Source organism: Seohaeicola nanhaiensis (assembly GCF_042654245.1).
GTDB lineage: Bacteria > Pseudomonadota > Alphaproteobacteria > Rhodobacterales > Rhodobacteraceae > Seohaeicola_A > Seohaeicola_A nanhaiensis.
Map to the genome: position 1 here is coordinate 67,445 of NZ_JBHSGI010000009.1, position 17,989 is coordinate 85,433.

At 65.1% G+C, this 17,989-nt stretch carries 15 protein-coding genes; 8 read left to right on the plus strand and 7 right to left on the minus strand.

The genetic code is table 11. The features are described 5' to 3' along the window. Window positions 1-104 precede the first annotated feature (104 nt). The 3 genes from trpA to ACFO5X_RS10650 form a co-directional block, all read right to left on the minus strand. Window positions 105-896 (minus strand): tryptophan synthase subunit alpha, encoded by a 792-nt coding sequence (gene trpA / locus ACFO5X_RS10640; protein WP_380717416.1) that lies wholly within the window; start codon window positions 894-896, stop codon window positions 105-107. A gap of 86 nt (window positions 897-982) precedes the next feature. After that, window positions 983-1,684, minus strand: a complete 702-nt coding sequence (locus tag ACFO5X_RS10645) for a response regulator transcription factor (RefSeq protein WP_380717417.1) — start codon at window positions 1,682-1,684, stop codon at window positions 983-985. After that, window positions 1,681-3,555, minus strand: coding sequence for a PAS-domain containing protein (locus tag ACFO5X_RS10650; RefSeq protein ID WP_380717840.1), 1,875 nt, complete (start codon window positions 3,553-3,555; stop codon window positions 1,681-1,683). The genes ACFO5X_RS10645 and ACFO5X_RS10650 overlap by 4 nt, the downstream gene beginning before the upstream one ends. Window positions 3,556-3,799: 244 nt before the next feature. Between ACFO5X_RS10650 and ACFO5X_RS10655 the strand changes: the two genes are divergently transcribed. From ACFO5X_RS10655 to ACFO5X_RS10680, 6 genes are all read left to right on the plus strand, one after another. Beyond that, entirely contained in the window at window positions 3,800-5,770 is a 1,971-nt protein-coding gene (locus tag ACFO5X_RS10655) for an AMP-binding protein (protein WP_380717419.1), read from the plus strand. A gap of 136 nt (window positions 5,771-5,906) precedes the next feature. Beyond that, a complete protein-coding gene (locus ACFO5X_RS10660; RefSeq protein WP_380717421.1) occupies window positions 5,907-6,722 on the plus strand; it encodes an ABC transporter ATP-binding protein in 816 nt (271 codons plus the stop codon). A gap of 10 nt (window positions 6,723-6,732) precedes the next feature. Then, complete coding sequence (locus tag ACFO5X_RS10665) at window positions 6,733-7,686, plus strand: branched-chain amino acid ABC transporter permease (RefSeq protein ID WP_380717422.1); 954 nt, start codon at window positions 6,733-6,735, stop codon at window positions 7,684-7,686. Window positions 7,687-7,781: 95 nt separating this feature from the next. Then, the gene (locus ACFO5X_RS10670) at window positions 7,782-8,858 is read left to right on the plus strand and encodes a branched-chain amino acid ABC transporter permease (protein ID WP_380717423.1); all 1,077 of its coding nucleotides are present in this window, start codon (window positions 7,782-7,784) and stop codon (window positions 8,856-8,858) included. A gap of 50 nt (window positions 8,859-8,908) precedes the next feature. Continuing rightward, complete coding sequence (locus ACFO5X_RS10675) at window positions 8,909-10,201, plus strand: ABC transporter substrate-binding protein (protein WP_380717425.1); 1,293 nt, start codon at window positions 8,909-8,911, stop codon at window positions 10,199-10,201. A gap of 65 nt (window positions 10,202-10,266) precedes the next feature. Continuing rightward, window positions 10,267-11,103, plus strand: coding sequence for an ABC transporter ATP-binding protein (locus ACFO5X_RS10680; RefSeq protein ID WP_380717426.1), 837 nt, complete (start codon window positions 10,267-10,269; stop codon window positions 11,101-11,103). Here ACFO5X_RS10680 and ACFO5X_RS10685 read toward each other — a convergent pair. Then, a complete protein-coding gene (locus tag ACFO5X_RS10685) occupies window positions 11,100-11,930 on the minus strand; it encodes a hypothetical protein (protein WP_380717427.1) in 831 nt (276 codons plus the stop codon). The genes ACFO5X_RS10680 and ACFO5X_RS10685 overlap by 4 nt on opposite strands. Before the next feature lie 110 nt (window positions 11,931-12,040). Between ACFO5X_RS10685 and ACFO5X_RS10690 the strand changes: the two genes are divergently transcribed. Further along, complete coding sequence (locus ACFO5X_RS10690) at window positions 12,041-13,261, plus strand: phenylacetate--CoA ligase family protein (protein WP_380717428.1); 1,221 nt, start codon at window positions 12,041-12,043, stop codon at window positions 13,259-13,261. Window positions 13,262-13,368: 107 nt separating this feature from the next. On the opposite strand, the gene ACFO5X_RS10695 is transcribed toward ACFO5X_RS10690, so the two are convergent. The 3 genes from ACFO5X_RS10695 to ACFO5X_RS10705 are packed head-to-tail and all read right to left on the minus strand — an operon-like array spanning window position 13,369 to window position 14,712. Continuing rightward, window positions 13,369-14,223: a hypothetical protein gene (locus ACFO5X_RS10695; protein WP_380717430.1), complete on the minus strand. Its 855-nt coding sequence runs from the start codon at window positions 14,221-14,223 to the stop codon at window positions 13,369-13,371. Then, window positions 14,184-14,294 carry a hypothetical protein gene (locus tag ACFO5X_RS10700; protein WP_380717431.1) on the minus strand — a complete coding sequence of 37 codons (111 nt, stop codon included), beginning with the start codon at window positions 14,292-14,294 and terminating at the stop codon, window positions 14,184-14,186. Before ACFO5X_RS10700 ends, ACFO5X_RS10695 begins: the two co-directional genes overlap by 40 nt. Before the next feature lie 31 nt (window positions 14,295-14,325). Then, on the minus strand, window positions 14,326-14,712 hold the full coding sequence (locus ACFO5X_RS10705) for a DUF3307 domain-containing protein (protein WP_380717432.1): 387 nt from the start codon (window positions 14,710-14,712) through the stop codon (window positions 14,326-14,328). 141 nt (window positions 14,713-14,853) lie between these two features. Here ACFO5X_RS10705 and ACFO5X_RS10710 point away from each other — a divergent pair, with 141 nt between their 5' ends. Continuing rightward, the gene (locus ACFO5X_RS10710; RefSeq protein ID WP_380717433.1) at window positions 14,854-17,889 is read left to right on the plus strand and encodes an ABC transporter transmembrane domain-containing protein; all 3,036 of its coding nucleotides are present in this window, start codon (window positions 14,854-14,856) and stop codon (window positions 17,887-17,889) included. Window positions 17,890-17,989: the final 100 nt, after the last annotated feature.

The window sequence follows — 17,989 nt, forward strand, 5'->3', positions numbered from 1 at the left end:
CGGATGTTCTTGTTTTGTTCAAGATACACCGGCCGCGATGGACGAGTCGAGCGGCGGCGCGCGGCCGTCCTGCGGGAACGTTCAGAGAGGCTTTACCCCCCGGCTCAGGCCGAGTGGGCGCCGTCGGCGAGGGAGCGGACGAAGTCCAGGATTTCGGGCACCGGTTTGCCGGCCTCGATCTGGGCGACGATGGCCGAGCCGACCACGGTGCCGTCGGCCACGCCGGCGATGGCGCGGGCGGTGTCGGGGGTCTTGACGCCAAAGCCGACGATCACGGGCAGGTCGCTTACCGCCTTGATGCGGGCGACCTCGGGGCCGACATCGGCCGCCTGTGCCTCGGCCGCGCCGGTGATGCCGGTGATCGAGACGTAATAGACGAAGCCCGAGGTGTTCTGCATCACGCGCGGCAGGCGTTCGTCGTCGGTGGTGGGCGTGGCGAGGCGGATGAAGTTCAGCCCGGCCTTCTGGGCCGGGATGCAGAGTTCGTCATCCTCTTCGGGGGGCAGGTCGACCACGATCAGCCCGTCGATGCCGGCATCAGTGGCCTGCTTGAGGAAGGTTTCGACCCCGCGGGAATAGATCGGGTTGTAATAGCCCATCATCACGATGGGGGTCTTCTGGTCGGTCACGCGGAAGGCCCGGGCGAGGCCCAGGGTCTTGTCGAGCGTCATGCCGCCGGCAAGCGCGCGCTGGCCTGCCAGCTGGATCGTCGGGCCGTCGGCCATCGGGTCGGTGAAGGGCACGCCCAGTTCGATGATGTCGACGCCGGCGCCGGGCAGGCCCTTGACCAGTTCCAGCGAGGTGTCGAAGTCCGGATCTCCCGCCATCACATAGGCCACGAAGGCCTTGCGCTTTTGCGACTTGAGTTCGTGAAAGCGGGCGTCGATGCGGCTCATGCTGCGGGTGTCCTTCGGTTGTTCCGACTGCCATGCCAAATGTGCCCGTGGAAATCAATGCGCCACGTTTGGGGGACGGGTCGCCCTCAGCTCCAGTGGACGTCGCCGAGGAAGATGTAGCCGGCGCCGTAGATCGTCTTGATCAGGCGCGGGTTCTTGGGGTCTTCGCGCAGTTTGGTGCGCAGGCGCGAGATGCGCACGTCCATCGCGCGGTCAAAGCTTTCGCCCGCCGCGCCGCCGAGGGTTTCCTGCATCTGCTGGCGGCTGATGAGACGTTTGGGACTTTCCAGGAAGAGGCGCAGCACCTCGCCCTCGGCATGGCTGAAGGGAGTTTCGGCGCCGCTGTCGTCTTCGAGCGCGTAGCGGTCGAAATGGGCGGTCCAGCCGTTGAAGCGGGCGGTGTTGCCGGTCGGGTGCACCGGGCGGGAGGAACGGATGCGGGCGCGGACGCGGGCCACGACCTCGGCCGGTTCGAAGGGTTTGGTGATATAGTCGTCGGCCCCGAGCTCCAGGCCGGTGATGCGGTCCTGCACCTGCGCGCGGCCCGAGATGATGATGACCGCCGCGCCGCGTTCGAGCGCGAGGCGGTGCACCAGGGCGAGACCGTCGGAGCCGGGCAGCGAGAGGTCGACCAGGCAGACATCGGGGGCGACGTGGTTCAGCGCGGCCTCGAATTCGCGGGCGCGGGCGAAGGACTGGGTGCGGAAGCCGGCCTCTTCCAGCACCTCGGTGAGCATCTGGCGGATGTCGGCATCGTCGTCGAGGATGGTCACAAGCGGTGCGGTCATTCGGCGGCCTTGGGACGGAGCAGCGCCGCGAGCTGTTCGGCGGCGAAGGGTTTCTTGAGCACCGGCACGCGGGCGCGCGCGGCGCGGTGCAGCGGATCGGAAGACGGCAGCGAGGTCATCAGCACGCAGGGCAGCCCGGTGCCCTGCACCCGGTCGAGCAGGTCGAGACCGGTGCCGGAGCCGGCGAGCTGGATGTCGGAGAGGACGAAGGCGATGTCGGGAATGTCGGCGGCGAGCGCCGCCGCCTCGTCGGCCGACGTGGCCTCGATCACGGAGAATCCGAGGCCGACCAGCATGTCGCGGAACATGGCGCGCAGGTCTTCGCTGTCCTCGACCAGCAGGGCCAGGCCGCCGGTGCCCGCCGGGGCGGCGCGGTAGGGCAGGCGCAGCGTGACGCTGGCCCCGCCGGCGGTATTGTTGGCGAGGCGCAGGTCGCCGCCGGCCATCTTGACCATGTCGTAGACCATGGGCAGGCCGAGGCCCGAGCCTTCGCCGCCCTTGGTGGTGAAGAAGGGTTCGGTCGCGCGGGCCAGCGCCTCGGGCGAGAAGCCGGGGCCGGTGTCGGAGACGGTGAGGTCGAGCCAGGTCTGGCCGACCGCATTGGCGCTGATCGTGATCAGGCCGGAGGTGCCGCAGGCGTCGCGGGCGTTCAGGATCAGGTTCAGCAGCGCATCCTGCAGGATGCCGGGGTCGAGCATCAGGGGGGTGTCCGGCGCGGTGTCGACGATCGACAGGCCCATGTCGCGCGGCAGGCTGGGGGTGGCCAGCAGCGTCAGGTCGGAGAGCAGCGCGTGGATGTCGGTGGGCTGCGGGCGCAGCGTGCGGTTGCCGGTCATGTCGGCGATGCGGTTCAGCAGGCGGCCGCCACGGCGGGCGGTGGTCAGCGTTGCCTCGATCAGCGCGGCGGGTTCGGGGCCGAGGTCCATCTTGGCGAGCTTGGACTGCATCCCGAGGATGATGGTCAGCAGGTTCGAGAAGTCATGGGCGAGGCCGTTGGTCAGCTGCGCGGCCATCGCCCGGCGGCGGGTCTGTTGCAGGGCGGCGCGGGCCTGGGTTTCCTCGGTGACGTCCATCGAGAGGATGAAGACGCCCGCCGCGCCATCGGGCGTCAGCGCCACCCGGATGCGGCGCGAGGCGGTGTTTTCGGTGAACTCGAACGTCGCGCTGCCGCCGTTGTAGGCCATCTCGAGATGCGGCGCGATGCGGCTGAAGTTGACCGGGCCGAGCACCTCGTCGATGGGGCGGCCGACGATGTCGGAGGGGCAGCCGGGGATGACCGAGGAGAGGCGGCGGTTGGAATAGACATAGCGCCCGCCGGCATCGACGTGGGAAATGTGGGCCGGCATCATCTCGGCGGTGACGCGGGCGCGGGCCTCGAGTTCGGTCAGGTAGCGCTTGGCCTCCTGAAGCGCTGAGTTGGTCGCGGCCAGTTCGCGGTTGGTGGCCGAGAGTTCGTCGGTATGGGCGAGCAGCTGGTCGGAGAGTTCCTCCGAGCGGATGCGCAGCAGCGTCTCGATCCGCTTGGTGCGGGTGATGTCGGTGTAGACGGTGATCCAGCCGCCCTCGGGCAGCGGCGAGCCTTCGACCGAGATGGTACGGCCGTTGGCGCGGGTGCGCTCCATGTAGTGCGGCTCGAAGGCCATCGCCTGTTTCACCCGGTTGAGCACGAAGCTTTCGATATCGTCGACCGGGCCGTAATCGCCGGTTTCGGCGAGATGGCGGATGGTGTCCTCGAAATGCGCGCCGGGGGTGACGAGCGACTGGGGCAGGTCGAACATGGTGCGGAAGGGGCGGTTGCAGATCACCAGCCGCAGATCGCGGTCGTAGATCGAGAGCGCCTGACCGATCAGGTTCAGCCCCGAGGTCATCATGCCTTGTTTCTGCCGTTCGCCGATTGCCACGCCGCCCTCGCTGTTGGTCGCCCCTGTTCTTAGCGCCGGGAGTGGCCCCCTGTCGATCACCTGACGATCCGGGGCGCGCTGTAACAATTCGTTAGATTTGGGAAACGCTGAGGAAAAAGTTGACGCCGATGGTCACAGTCGCTTGGCTAGGGGTCAGAATCGCGGACAGCGATCAGCACGACAGCCGAACCAGGCTGAAGGGGAGGAGACTAATTTGGCCCAGACGCTTTCCGGCGTCGGAGGACTTCGGTCCGTTCCGGCGCTTCTTCGTCGCAACGCCGCCGAGTTCGGCGCGGCGCCTGCCTATCGGGAGAAGGAATTCGGGATCTGGCAGAGCTGGACCTGGGCCGAGACGCTGGACGAGATCGAGACGCTGGCGCTGGGGATGATCGATCTGGGCGTGCAGGAAGGCGATTTCGTCGCCATCATCGGGCGCAACCGGCCGTATCTCTACTGGGCGATGACCGCCGCGCAGATGGCGGGCGCGGTGCCGGTGCCGATGTATCAGGACGCGGTGGCCGAGGAGATGGCCTATGTTCTGGAGCATTGCGGCGCGCGGTTCGCGGTGGTCAGCGATCAGGAGCAGGTCGACAAGGTGATCGAGGTGAAGGACCGCCTGCCGGTCTTCGAACACCTGATCTATCTCGATCCGCGGGGGTTGCGGAAATATGACCACGGCCACCTGCACCAGTACAGCCAGGTGCAGGACAAGGGCCGCGCGGTGCGGGACAAGCTGCAGGCCGAGCTGGCGGCGCGCGAGGCCAAGCTGGATTACGACAGCCGGGCGGTGATGCTATATACCTCGGGCACCACGGGCAAGCCCAAGGGCGTGGTGCTGTCCAACCGCAACGTGATCGAAAGCGCGAAGGCCTCGTCCGAGTTCGACAAGCTGGCGCGCACGGATGACGTGCTGGCCTATCTGCCGATGGCCTGGGTGGGCGATTTCATCTTTTCCATCGGTCAGGCCTACTGGACCGGGTTCTGCGTGAACTGCCCCGAGAACGCCGAGACGATGATGCAGGATCTGCGCGAGATCGCGCCGACCTATTTCTTTGCCCCGCCGCGCGTGTTCGAGACGCTGCTGACGCAGGTCATGATCCGGATGGAGGATGCGGGGCGGTTCAAGAAGCGGATGTTCGACCGCTACATGGCGCTGGCGCGCCGGGTCGGGCCGGCGATCCTGGACGGCAAGGAGGTCGGTCTGGGCGACCGGATCGGCTATGCCATCGGGTCGCTGCTGGTATACGGGCCGCTGAAGAACCGGATGGGGTTTTCGCGGGTGCGCGTCGGATATACGGCGGGCGAGGCGATCGGGCCGGAGATCTTCGAGTTCTACCGCTCGCTGGGGATCAACCTGAAGCAGCTCTACGGCCAGACCGAGGCGACGGTGTTCATCACCGCGCAGCCCGATGGCGAGGTGCGCTCGGACACGGTGGGCGTGCCGAGCCCGGGGGTGGAGCTGAAGATCGCCGAGAACGGCGAGGTCTTCTATCGCTCGCCCGGGGTCTTCGTCGAATATTACAAGAACCCGGAAAGCACCGCCTCGACCAAGGATGCCGAGGGCTGGGTGGCGACGGGGGATGCCGGGTTCATCGAAGAGGGCACCGGGCACCTGCGGATCATCGACCGCGCGAAGGACGTGGGCAAGATGGCCGACGGGTCGATGTTTGCGCCGAAATACGTCGAGAACAAGCTGAAGTTCTATCCGAATATCCTGGAGGCCGTGCTGTTCGGCAACAACCGCGACCGCTGCTGTGCCTTCATCAACATCGACCTGTCGGCGGTCAGCAGCTGGGCCGAGCGCAACAATATCGCCTATGCGAGCTATCAGGAGCTGGCGGGGCATCCTCGGGTGCTGGAGGCGGTGCAGGCGCATGTCGAGGAGGTCAACCGGTCGGTGGCCGAGGACGAGATGCTGGCCGGCTGCCAGGTGCATCGGTTCGTGGTGCTGCACAAGGAGCTGGATGCGGACGACGGCGAGCTGACGCGCACCCGCAAGGTGCGCCGGCGGATAATAGAGGAGAAATACGCCGACATCATCGGGGCGCTGTACGACGGGTCGAAGACCGTCAGCACGCGGACCGAGGTGACCTATGAGGACGGCCGCAAGGGGCACATCAGCGCGACGCTGGAGATCCGCGACGCGAAGGTGATGCCGGTGGCGCAGCGGATGGCGGCGGAATGAGCGGCGCGCGCCCCCTCACCCTGACCCTCTCCCCCGGGGGGAGAGGGGAAAAGCGCGATTGCCGGGCGGCGGCGCGTGTGGTGCCTGCGGGAGCCTCCGGCGGGAGTATTTTTGAAGAAGAGAAGCGGGGGGCGGCATGAAGGACCAGATCGAGGGATACACGACCGCCGATGGCCGCAAGATCGGCGCGGTGGTGATGGAGATGAAGAACATCACGCTGCGCTTTGGCGGGGTGGTGGCGATCCAGGACATTTCCTTCGACATCCGCGAGGGCGAGATCCGGGCGATCATCGGGCCGAACGGTGCGGGCAAGTCGTCGATGCTGAATGTGATCTCGGGGTTCTATACGCCGTCCGAGGGCGAGGTCTGGTACAAGGGCAGCAAGCGGCCGCCGATGAAGCCCTATGAGGTGGCCCGGCAGGGGATCGCGCGGACGTTCCAGAACATCGCGCTGTTCGAGGGCATGTCGGTGCTGGACAACGTGATGACCGGGCGGCTGACCCATATGCACGCGGGCATCCTGCCGCAGATGATCTGGAAGGGCAAAGCCGAGGCCGAGGAGACCGCCAACCGGGTGATCGCCGAGAAGGTCATCGACTTCCTCGAGATCCAGCACATCCGCAAGACTCCGGTCGCCCGCCTGCCCTATGGCCTGAAGAAGCGGGTCGAGCTGGCCCGCGCGCTGGCGGCGGAGCCGACGATCCTGCTGCTGGACGAGCCGATGGCGGGCATGAACGTCGAGGAGAAGGAGGACATGTGCCGCTTCATCCTCGACGTGAACGACGAGTTCGGCACCACCATCGCGCTGATCGAGCACGACATGGGCGTGGTCATGGATCTGAGCGACCGGGTGGTCGTGATGGATTACGGCAAGAAGATCGGCGACGGCACCCCGGACGAGGTGCGCAACAATCAGGACGTGATCGACGCCTATCTCGGCGTGCAGCACTAGGGAACCGACAATGCTCCACGATATCTTCATCGCGCCGTTTCAGGACATGTTCGCGGCCCCCGATTTCCTGTTGCAGGTGCTGTGGGAGGGGCTGGTTTCGGGCATCCTCTATGCGCTGATCGCGCTGGGCTTCGTTCTGATCTACCGGTCGTCGCGGATCTTCAACTTTGCCCAGGGCATCATGGTGGTCTTTGCCGCGCTGACGCTGGTGGGGCTGCATGCGATGGGCGTGCCCGCCTGGATCTGCGTGCTGCTGACGCTGGGCGTGATGTTCGTGCTGGCGGTGGCGATCGAGCGGGTGGTGCTGCGCCCGCTGGTGGGGCAGCCGGACATCATCCTGTTCATGGCCACCATCGGGATCACGCTGTTCCTGATCGGGCTGGGCGAGATCATCTTCGGCGGCGAGAACAAGGTGATGATCACCGAGGAGCTGGGCATTCCGACCGGATCCTGGACGCTGGAGCCCTTTGGCGGGCTGCTGATCCTTGAGCAGAAGGACGTGACCGCCGTGGTGGTCGCCGCGCTGCTGGTGGTCGGGCTGCTGGTCTTCCTGAGCCGCACGCAGATGGGCCGGGCGATCCGGGCGCTGGGCGACGACAGCCAGGCGGCGCTGTCGGTCGGCATCTCGCTGCACACGATCTGGGTGCTGGTCTGGTTCATCGCCGGGATCATCGCGCTGGTCACGGGCATCGCCTGGGGCGCGCGGGCCGGTGTGTCCTTTGCGCTGGAGGTGATCGCCTACAAGGCGCTGCCGGTGCTGATGCTGGGCGGACTGGAGAGCATCGCGGGGGCGATCATCGGCGGGCTGATGATCGGGCTGCTGGAGAAGCTGTTCGAGATCTACTGGGGCCAGCCGCTGATGGGCGGCAATACCGAGACCTGGTTCGCCTTCGTGCTGGCGCTGCTGGTGCTGCTGTTCCGGCCGCAGGGGCTGTTCGGGGAAAAGATCATCGAACGGGTCTGAGGCAGCGCGGGGCGCGCTGCCGGAACGCGGGCTGACGGGGTCCGGACAGGAAATCGCGGCGGGGAAGGGCCCGCCCACGGGAAGGAAGAGACGAGATGCTGTATCGTACAGCCGGCCAATACAAGACCTCCTATGCCAGCGATCAGGCGGTGTTTCCGGTGCGGCAGGACGCGATCCTGCTGGGGATCATCCTGGTGCTGGCCTGGGTCGTCTTCCCGCTGACGGCGAACGAATTCACCTTTCAGACGTTGCTGATCCCGGTGCTGATCTATTCGCTGGCCGCGCTGGGGCTGAACGTGCTGACCGGCTATGCCGGGCAGCTCTCGCTCGGGACCGCCGCCTTCATGGGCGTGGGCGCCTATGCCTGCTACAAGATGGTGACGCTGATGCCCTGGATGAATCCGGTGGTGGCGATCCTTCTGTCGGGCTTTTTCAGCGCCGGGATCGGCGTGGCCTTCGGCATCCCCAGCCTGCGGATCAAGGGGTTCTACCTCGCCATCGCGACGCTGGCGGCGCAGTTCTTCCTGGTCTGGCTGTTCGAGAAGTGGGGCTGGCTGTACAACTACAATTCGAGCGGCGCGATCCAGGTGCCGAACCTGACGATGTTCGGCATCTATGTTGCCGGGCCGCAGGCCGCGTCGATCGTGCAGTATTACGTGGTGCTGGCGATCGTGACGCTGATCACCTGGCTGACGATCAACCTGACGCGCGGCACGCTGGGGCGGACCTGGAAGGCGACGCGGGACATGGATTTCGCGGCCGAGCTGATCGGCATCAACCTGATGAAGTCCAAGCTGACCGCCTTCGCCATCTCGTCCTATATCGTCGGGGTCTCGGGGGCGCTGTTCGTCTTCATGTGGCGCGGCGCGGCCGAGCCGAACCTGTTCGACATTCCGCTGAGCTTCCGCATCCTGTTCATCGCCATCATCGGCGGGCTGGGGTCGATCATGGGCAACTATCTGGGGGCGATCCTGATCGTCGGCCTGCCGGTGATGCTGAACATCGTGCCCGAGGCGCTGGGCATCCACATCGACTCGTCGCTGGTCGAACATCTCAACATCATGATCGTCGGGTCGCTGATCATCTTCTTTCTGATCATCGAGCCGCACGGGCTGGCCCGGCTCTGGGCGCTGATCCGGGAAAAACTGGTCATCTGGCCGTTCCCGCACTGAGCGGGGCGGTCGGCAGAAGGCAAGCAGACTACCAACGGGAGGAACCCTTTATGAAGCACTTTACCAAAATGGCACTCGCCGCGACGGTCGCGGCCGGGCTTTGCGGCAGCGCGTCGGCTGACATCTACGCGCCGAACCTCAGCTATCGGACCGGACCCTTCGCCGCGACCGGCATTCCGCTGATGAATGGTCAGAAAGACTATTTCACCATGATCAACGAGCGCGATGGCGGCATCGGCGGCGTGAAGATCCAGTTCGATGAATGCGAGACCGGCTATTCCACCGAAAAGGGCGTGGAATGCTATGAAAAGACCAAGGGCAGCGCGGTGGTGACCCAGCCCTGGTCGACCGGCATCACGCTGCAGGTGCTGCCGAAGACCAACGTCGACAAGATCCCGATCCTGGCGCCGGGCTATGGCTTTTCGCCGATGGCCGACGGCAAGGTCTTCCAGTGGGCCTTCAACACGCCCGGATCCTATTGGGATGCGGCCTCGATGATCCTGAAGTTCATCAGCGAGGACAATCTCGACAACCTCAAGGGCAAGAAGATCGCCTTCCTGCACCTGGACCATCCCTTCGGGAAAGAGCCGCTGCCCTTCCTGGAAGCCAAGGCCGCCCAGCACGGGTTCGAACTGCTGCCGATTCCGGTTGGTCTGAAGGAGATGCAGAACCAGTCGGCGCAATGGCTGCAGATCCGCCGCGAGCGTCCGGACTATGTGATCATGTGGGGCTGGGGCGCGATGAACGCCGGGGCCATCACCGAGGCGGTCAAGACCAAGTTCCGGATGGAGAACTTCATCGGCACCTGGTGGTCGGGGCATGACGCCGACCTGAGGATCGTCGGCGAGGACGGCAAGGGCTACAAGTCGATCAGCTTCTCGCGTCCGATGCTGGATGCGGCGGTTCAGGCCGACATCAAGAAATACGTGGTCGATGCGGGCAAGAGCCAGTCGAACCCCGAGGAAATGTCGGGCGTCTTCTACAACCGCGGCCTGGTGATCTCGATGATCCTGGCCGAGGGGATCAAGTCGGCGCAGGATCACTTCAAGGTGGGCGAGATCAACGCGGAACAGCTGCGCTGGGGTCTCGAGAACCTGAACGTGACCGAAGAGCGTCTGGCCGAGCTGGGCATGACCGGCATGGTCGCGCCGTTCAAGACGAGCTGCGCCGATCACACCGGCCACTCGGGTGGCTGGATCCTGGAATGGGACGGCAAGGCCTTTGTCGAAGCCTCGGACCACCTGACGCCGGATTCGGCCTCGATCCAGCCGCTGGAGGCGGAGAAGGCCGCGGAATATGCCGCCGCCAACGCGCCCTGGCCGATGAACGAAGAGTGCAAGTAACCACAAACCCCTCCCCCGGCGGCGCGTCCGCCGGGGGACCATTCGGACCATCGGGAAACACCGCCATGCTGGACACCGCCACCGCAGCCCCGACCACGCAGGACACCCTGCTCGACGTGAACAACGTCGAAGTGATCTATAACCACGTGATCCTCGTGCTGAAGGGCGTGAGCCTGAAGGTGCCCAAGGGTGGCATCACCGCCCTGCTGGGCGGCAATGGCGCCGGCAAGACGACGACGCTGAAGGCGATTTCGGGGCTGCTGGCCTCGGAGCGGGGCGAAGTCACCAAGGGGTCGATCAAGTATCGCGACGCCAGCATCCAGCATGCCGATCCGGCGGCGATCGTGCGCAAGGGCGTAATCCAGGTGATGGAAGGGCGGCACTGTTTTTCCCACCTGACGGTGGAAGAAAACCTGCTGACCGGGTTCTATACTCGCAAGATGAACAAGGCCGAGATGGCCGCCGACCTCGAGAAGGTCTATACCTATTTCCCGCGGCTGCGCGAGCGCCGCAAGAGCCAGGCGGGCTATACCTCGGGCGGCGAGCAGCAGATGTGCGCCATAGGGCGCGCGATGATGGCCAAGCCCGAGACGATCCTGCTGGACGAGCCGTCGATGGGCCTGGCGCCGCAGCTGGTCGAAGAGATCTTTGGCATCGTGAAGGATCTGAACGAGAAGGAGGGCGTGTCCTTCCTGCTGGCCGAGCAGAACACCAACGTGGCGCTGCGGTTCGCGCATTACGGCTATATCCTGGAATCCGGCCGCGTGGTGATGGACGGCCCCGCCGCCGACCTGCGCGAGAACCCGGACGTGAAGGAATTCTACCTCGGCATGTCCGACGATGGGCGCAAGTCGTTCCGCGACGTGCGGTCGTACCGGCGCCGCAAGCGGTGGCTGAGCTAGGGGGTTACGCCTTGCAACCGCGCCGCATACATTCCGGCAATCCGGTCCAAAGCTTCTTCACGGGTGTTGCAGAGGTTCGGATCGAAGCCCTGGCTTTCGGCCCGCAGCCGGATGTCGGTTTCGGTCTGCGCCCCGGCGGCAAAGCGCACCGTGCCAAGCGAGGCCGCGGTGTTCAGCCGCTTGCCGCGATGGGCGTATTGCACCCAGGCGGCCGGCAGGATTTCGCAGCCGTTGAGGTTGACCAGGAAGAACCAGCGCTTGTCGGTCTCGCGGATGCGGCCCTCGATGTAGTCGTAGAACTCGTTCACGTCGCGGCTGTTGTTGAAGGTGAAATGCGAGAAATCGACCTCCATGATGCGCCGCGCCTCGTCGAAGGCGAGCCGGCGCACGTAGTCGGTGAAGGCGTGCGAGCGGTCGTGCACCACGCGCGGACGGCGGGTGTTGGGCATCGTGGCGATGCGCGCCAGTGCCTCGTCGCGGGTGGCGAAGAGGTTGGGGTCGAAGGCCTCGGTATCGGCGGCGCGCAGGATCTGCGCGCGGGTGATCTCGGATCCGTCAAAGCGCACCGAGCCCATGGAATGGGCGTGGTTCAGCGCCCGGCCCCGGCGGGAATAGGCCAGCCAGGCATTCGGGTCGATGCGCATGTCGTGCAGGTTGACCAGGAAGAACCAGAGGTCTTCGCCGGTCGCGGCGATACGCTCTTCGATGCGGTCGTAGAAGGCGTTGACCCGGGCCGAGCTGTCGAACACGAAGCCCGAGAAATCGACCTCCATGATCGCGCGGGCGTCGTCGAAACGGATGCGGCGGTCGTGGTCGCGGTGCGGCATGAGGGTTCCTCCCCTGGCATGTGGCTGTCTTATCTATCACCGGCCCGCCGCGGCCGGCCTTGTTCCAGATCAATGCGCGCGTTGCCGCGCCGACCCGCAGGGAGGGGAAGATGACCCGCTATTTCGACGCGCTTGAAACCCGCAGCGCCGATGAGAGGGCCGCCGACCTGGCCCGCGCCCTGCCCGCGCAGATCGCCCGGGCCAAGGCCCTGCCCGGCTATGCCGAGAGTCTGAAGGACGTCGATCCGGCCACGATCACCTCGGCCGCCGATCTGGTCGCCCTGCCGGTGCTGCGCAAGTCGGATCTGAGCAAGGCCCAGGCCGCGCGCCCGCCCTTCGGCGGCTATGCGGCGCGCCCGGCCTCGGGGTTTGCGCATGTCTTCCAGTCGCCCGGGCCGATCTACGAGCCGGGCGGCGGCGACTGCGACTGGTGGCGCTTCGGGCGGGTGCTGCATGCCGCCGGCATCGGGCCGGGCGACATCGTGCAGAACTGTTTCGGCTATCACCTGACCCCGGCGGGGATGCTGTTCGAGAACGGCGCCCGCGCGGTGGGGGCCGCCGTGCTGCCCGCCGGCACCGGGCAGACCGAGCTGCAGGTGATCGCCGCGCGCGACGTGGGGACGACGGCCTATGCCGGCACGCCGGATTTCCTGAAGGTGATCCTAGACAAGGCCGAGGAGATGGGCATTTCGCTCGCCATCACCAAGGCGACCGTGGGCGGCGGCGCGCTGTTCCCCTCGCTGCGCCAGCATTACAAGGATCACGGGATCCTCTGCCTGCAGTCCTATGCCACCGCCGACATCGGCAACATCGCCTATGAAAGCCCAGCGATGGAGGGGATGATCCTGGACGAGCAGGTGGTGGTCGAGATCGTCACCCCCGGCACCGGCACCCCCGTGGCGCCGGGCGACGTGGGCGAGGTATTGGTCACCACGCTGAACCCCGACTATCCGCTGATCCGCTTCGCCACCGGCGACATGAGCGCGGTGATGGAGGGTCCGTCCCCCTGCGGGCGCACCAACCAGCGCATCCGGGGCTGGATGGGCCGGGCCGACCAGACCACCAAGATCAAGGGCATGTTCATCCGCCCCGAGCAGGTCGCCGCCCTGGTCGCGCGCCATTCTGAGGTGGTCAAGGCCCGCGTCATCGCCCGGCGCGAGGGCGAGATGGACACGATGACGGTGCAGCTCGAGGCGCCCGGCAGCGACGGTTCGGTCTATCTGCGCTCGGTGGCCGAGGTGCTGAAGCTGAAGGGCGCGGTCGAGGTCGTCGCCCCCGGCACCCTGCCGCGGGACGGCCTGGTGATCGAGGACCAGCGGCGGTATGATTGAGGGGGGTGGTTGGGGCGCCACTTCTATGGTTCAAAATCCCGACCCACTATGAAATGCCACGAACCTAATGGAGGAAGAATGAGGGAATCTATGTCCTGCCTTCAGTCTTAGTTTCGATGTTTGGTTTCGGTAGTGATTTGAGTAAGTTTGAACACGTCGTCACTCTTCTTTTCCAGCGAGCCAACAAATTCACCGCCCTCGAGTATCTTTTGTCCCTGTCTCGCGAACACATCGGCGTACTGGATCCAAATAAATAGCCTAACTACTGTCTTAAGATCTGGATTCTCGAAGAACATGACGTTTTTTCCGGGAAGCTGAGTCGAGTAATCTATCACGTTGTACGTCATTCCGGAAGCAAGGTCTCCCATGACCGGCCCGCTACTTTGACTTGCATCCTTCTCCCATGCAAATTGCACGTTGACCCCCCGAGCCGGAGATTGTCCGCTATTTCTTACAGTTAGACTGAACACACCAATGAAAACTCCGTCTTTTTCGGAAATATCTACTGTGGCTTCATCTATGGATACGTAGGCCCTGACTTGCGCTTCCCCAATTTCTCTAGTGTCCTTGGCCATCTTTTGCGTCTCGATAAGTGTGAGGCGCACATAAATTAGCGCGAGCACAGCAGTCCCAGTCGTCACCACCGTAAGAATCAGAAGAGATTTGGCCCAAAGTGCCATGCCTTTCTGAGCCGCGAGGTCTTCGCTTCTGCCGTAATCGTCGCTATAGGATTCCAGCTTTTTTGCTATGCAATCCGGAACCAAAACACCGGATGCTCTGATGCACTCGCGCTCTATGCTCTGTGCGGCTTCATATTTATGTAGTTCAGCTCTGTCGTCGTGCTCCAGCTCCAAGTTGCTTTCCAAGCCTTGTGAGTAGCCGATCATCCCAACTACCAAGGTGATGATGATAAGAGCGAAAGCTATAATTGGAGTGTCGTTACGCCCATCGACATTTGACATTGCAGCATGAACTCCGCCTTGGATTTACCTCTTCTCACAATATTGCGAAAATTTCTTTTCCTGTCTTGCACGCCGATAGCGCGAGTGTCGGCTACATAGGCCTCATCCGAACTTCACAAAGGCCCAGGCCATCGCCACGTAGGTGAGCTGGTGCAGGGCCTGGTCGAAGCCGTTGGCGCGCCAGTAGCCGGCCTCGTGGGGGCCGTAGCCCTTGATCTCGCTGTAGCGCGCCTTGCCCCAGTCGATGTTGAAATGGACGATCCATTCCAGCACGGCGATCACCGCGATGAAGGGAATCGGCGCGCCGACCAGCAGGAAGGCGAGGACCGAGCCGAGCACGTGGACGCCGGCGTGCTGTGCGCGGCCGAGGTGCCAGTAGGTGCCCCGCCCTTCGAGCATCCGGGGCGTCTGCAGGAAGTAATCGGCAAACATGTGCTTGATCTGCAGGAGGCAGAGCAGGATCAGAACGGTGCTGACAGTCACGGCCAATGGGGCCTCCGGCATCGTTGCGCCGGATCAGCTTAGGGCCTTCGCCGCCGCCCTGCAATCCACCGCCCCGGGGCGGCGCGGTGTTTTACCATTTGCACCACAGGGCACGGCGTTGTTACCATCGGCGGCAACTGCAAAGCAGTGCGGGACGGACTTCGGGGCAAAGCCATAGATTCTTCGCTTTTCCAATTCATCTGGAAATACTCGAAGCGCGACCAGCTGATCCTGCTGGGCGTGACGACGACGCTGTTTCCGCTGCTCTACCTGACTCTGGAGCTGCCCAAGCGGATCATCAACGACGCCATCGGGCCGAAATCCTCGGTGATCGACGTGTTTGGCTATCAGGTCAGTCAGGTCACCTTCCTGGCGATCCTCTGCGGCGCCTTCCTGGCATCGGTGCTGGCGCATGGCCTTGTGAAGATGCGCATCAACACGATGAAGGGCGTGCTGTCGGAACGGATGCTGCGGCGCTTCCGCTATCAGCTGATCTCGCGCATCCTGCTGTTTCCTCAGCCCTATTTCGAGCGGGTGAGCCAGGGCGAGCTGGTCTCGATGATCACCGCCGAGAGCGAGCCGATGGGCGGGCTGATGGGCGATGCGATCAGCCAGCCGGTGCTGCAGGCCGGGCAGATGGCGACGATCCTGGGGTTCCTGTTCTTCCAGAGCTTCTGGTTCGGGCTGGCGGCCTGTGCGCTGATCCCGCTGCAGGCCTGGCTGATCCCGCGTCTGCAGCGGCAGATCAACCAGCTGAACAAGAAGCGGATCCAGCAGGTGCGGGTGCTGGCCGCCTCGATCGGGGAGAGCGCAGCGGGGGTGACGGCGATCCGGGCGAATGGCGGCTGGCGGTATCGGCTGGCCGAGATCACCGAGATGCTGGGGCGGAATTTCGACATCCGTTTCGAGATCTACCAGAAGAAGTTCTTCATGAAGTTCATCAACAACTTCATCGGCCAACTGACGCCGTTCTTCTTCTTCTCGATCGGCGGCTATCTGGTGTTGCAGGGCGCGGTGTCGCTGGGCGCGCTGGTGGCAGCGCTGGCGGCCTACAAGGATCTGTCGAGCCCGTGGAAGGAGCTGCTGGATTACTACAACCAGACCCAGGACATGAGCCTGCGCTGGGAGGTTGTGACCGAGCGCTTTGCCCCGGCGGGGCTGATGGACGAGAGCCTGTTCCAGGGCGCGCCCGAGACGCTGCCGCGACTGGCCGGCGACATCACGCTGGACCATGTGACGGTGCGCGACGCGGATGGCAACGCGGTGCTGGAGGATCTGAACGTGGTGCTGCCGGGGGGCGGGACCATCGGGATCGTCGCGCCGAGTTCCGAGGACCGGCGGGCGCTGTCGGAACTGCTGAGCCGCGAGGTTCTGCCCGCGGCGGGCAAGGTGCGCATCGGGCAGACCGATCTGACCGGCCTGCACCATGCGGCGATTGCCGGGCGGATCGGGCTGGCCTCGTCGCGGCCGCTGCTGTTTCTGGGCAGTTTCGCCGACAACGTGCTGATGCCGATCCGGCGCCGCCCGGTGAGCGCGGCGGGCGACCCGGCGCGGCATGCGGAATCCGAGCGGGCGGGGAACAGCTCCGATCCCTTCGACGCCGACTGGCTGGACGTGCAGGCGGGCGGGTTCACCGATCGCGAGGAGCTGCGCGACTGGTGGCTGCATCTGATCGAGGGGATGGGGCCGGGCAATGCGCTGTTCCGGCGCGGGCTGGACCAGAGTTTCGACCCCGACCGGCACCCCGATCTGGCGCGGCGGCTGGTGGACCAGCGGGTGGCGGTGCGGATCGCCATCGAGGAGGCGGGGCTGGGCCGGTACGTGCATTTCTTCGACGTGCGGCATTACAACCCGGCGCTGCCGCTGGCGGAAAACCTGCTGTTCGCCACCGCGCGGCGGCCGATCACCGCGGATCTGATGGCGGGCCAGAGCGCCTTTCTGCGGCAGCTGCGCAAGCTGGATCTGCAGGAGCCGCTGATCGCGCTGAACCGCGAGATCATCGACATGCTGCGCCAGATCTTCGGGATGGATGGCACGGAGCATCCGCTGTTCCGCAATCTGGGGCTGGATGCGGAGAGTTACGAGGCCGCCGTGGCGCTGGTCGAGAAGACGCGCAACGCCGCCGCGACCGCGCTGAGCGACGAGGAGCTGGCGACGCTGCTGACGGTGCCTTTGCGGGTGTCGGCGGAACAGATCGGCCCGGCCTTTCCCGACAGCATCAAGGCGCGGGTGCTGGAGCTGCGCAAGAGCCATTCGGGGATGCTGGTCGGCACCTTCGGCGATCTCTTCGCGCCGCTGGATCCGCGCAGGTTCGCGCCGGGGCTGACGGTGCTGGAGAACGCGCTGTTCGGGATCATCTCGAAGGATGCCGGGGGCAAGACCGAGGAGATCCAGCGGCAGGTCGCGCAGGTGCTGATCGCGGGCGGGGCGCAGGAAGGCGTGGTGCAGCTGATCTATGACATGCCGGTGGCGCTGAGCGGGGCCAACCTGCCCGCGCTGATCGCCGAGCCGCTGGTTCTGTCGCGGGCGGCGATCAAGCGGCCGGATGTCCTGATCCTGGATCAGGTGCTGGCCAGCTATCCGGTGGAGACCCGCGTCTCGGTCCTGGCCAGACTGCGCGCGCTGCTGCCGGGGACGACGATCATCCATCTGGCGGAATCGCTGGAGGACGAGAAGGCCTATGATGTGATATTCGAGTTGCAGCAGGGCCGCATCCTGAGCGACGACATGGACCAGTCATCGGAAGACGATACCGCCGCAAGCGCCGACCTGGGCCGCAAGATGCGGGCGCTGGAACAGACCGAGATGTTTTCGACCCTCAGCCGCAAGCAGTTGCGCCTGCTGGCCTTCGGCGCGCGCTGGTACGATGCGAAGAAGGGCGAGGTGGTGTTCCTGAAGAACGATCCGCCGACCGACGGGGCCTTTCTGGTGCTGGAGGGCGAGGCCGGGCTTTATCTGCCGCGCGAGGGGGAGGACGACCTGCTGATCGCCACCGCCGGGCCCGGCAAGCTGGTGGGCGAGCTGGGGCTGATCCGCAACGAGCCGCGCGCGCTGTCGATGGTGGCCGATACCGACCTGCGCTGCCTGCGGATCGGGGCGGCCGAGTTCCTGGGCGTGGTCGAGAACGACGCGGCGATGGCCTTCAAGCTGTTGCAGGTCGTGGCGAAATACGTGTCGAACTAGAGCTCCAGACGGCGCAGGCGCCGGGCGAGAACACCCTCACAACAATTTTCTGCATCGCCGCCAAGGATTGACGCCCGGCGCGCGTCCAAGGATCGTGATG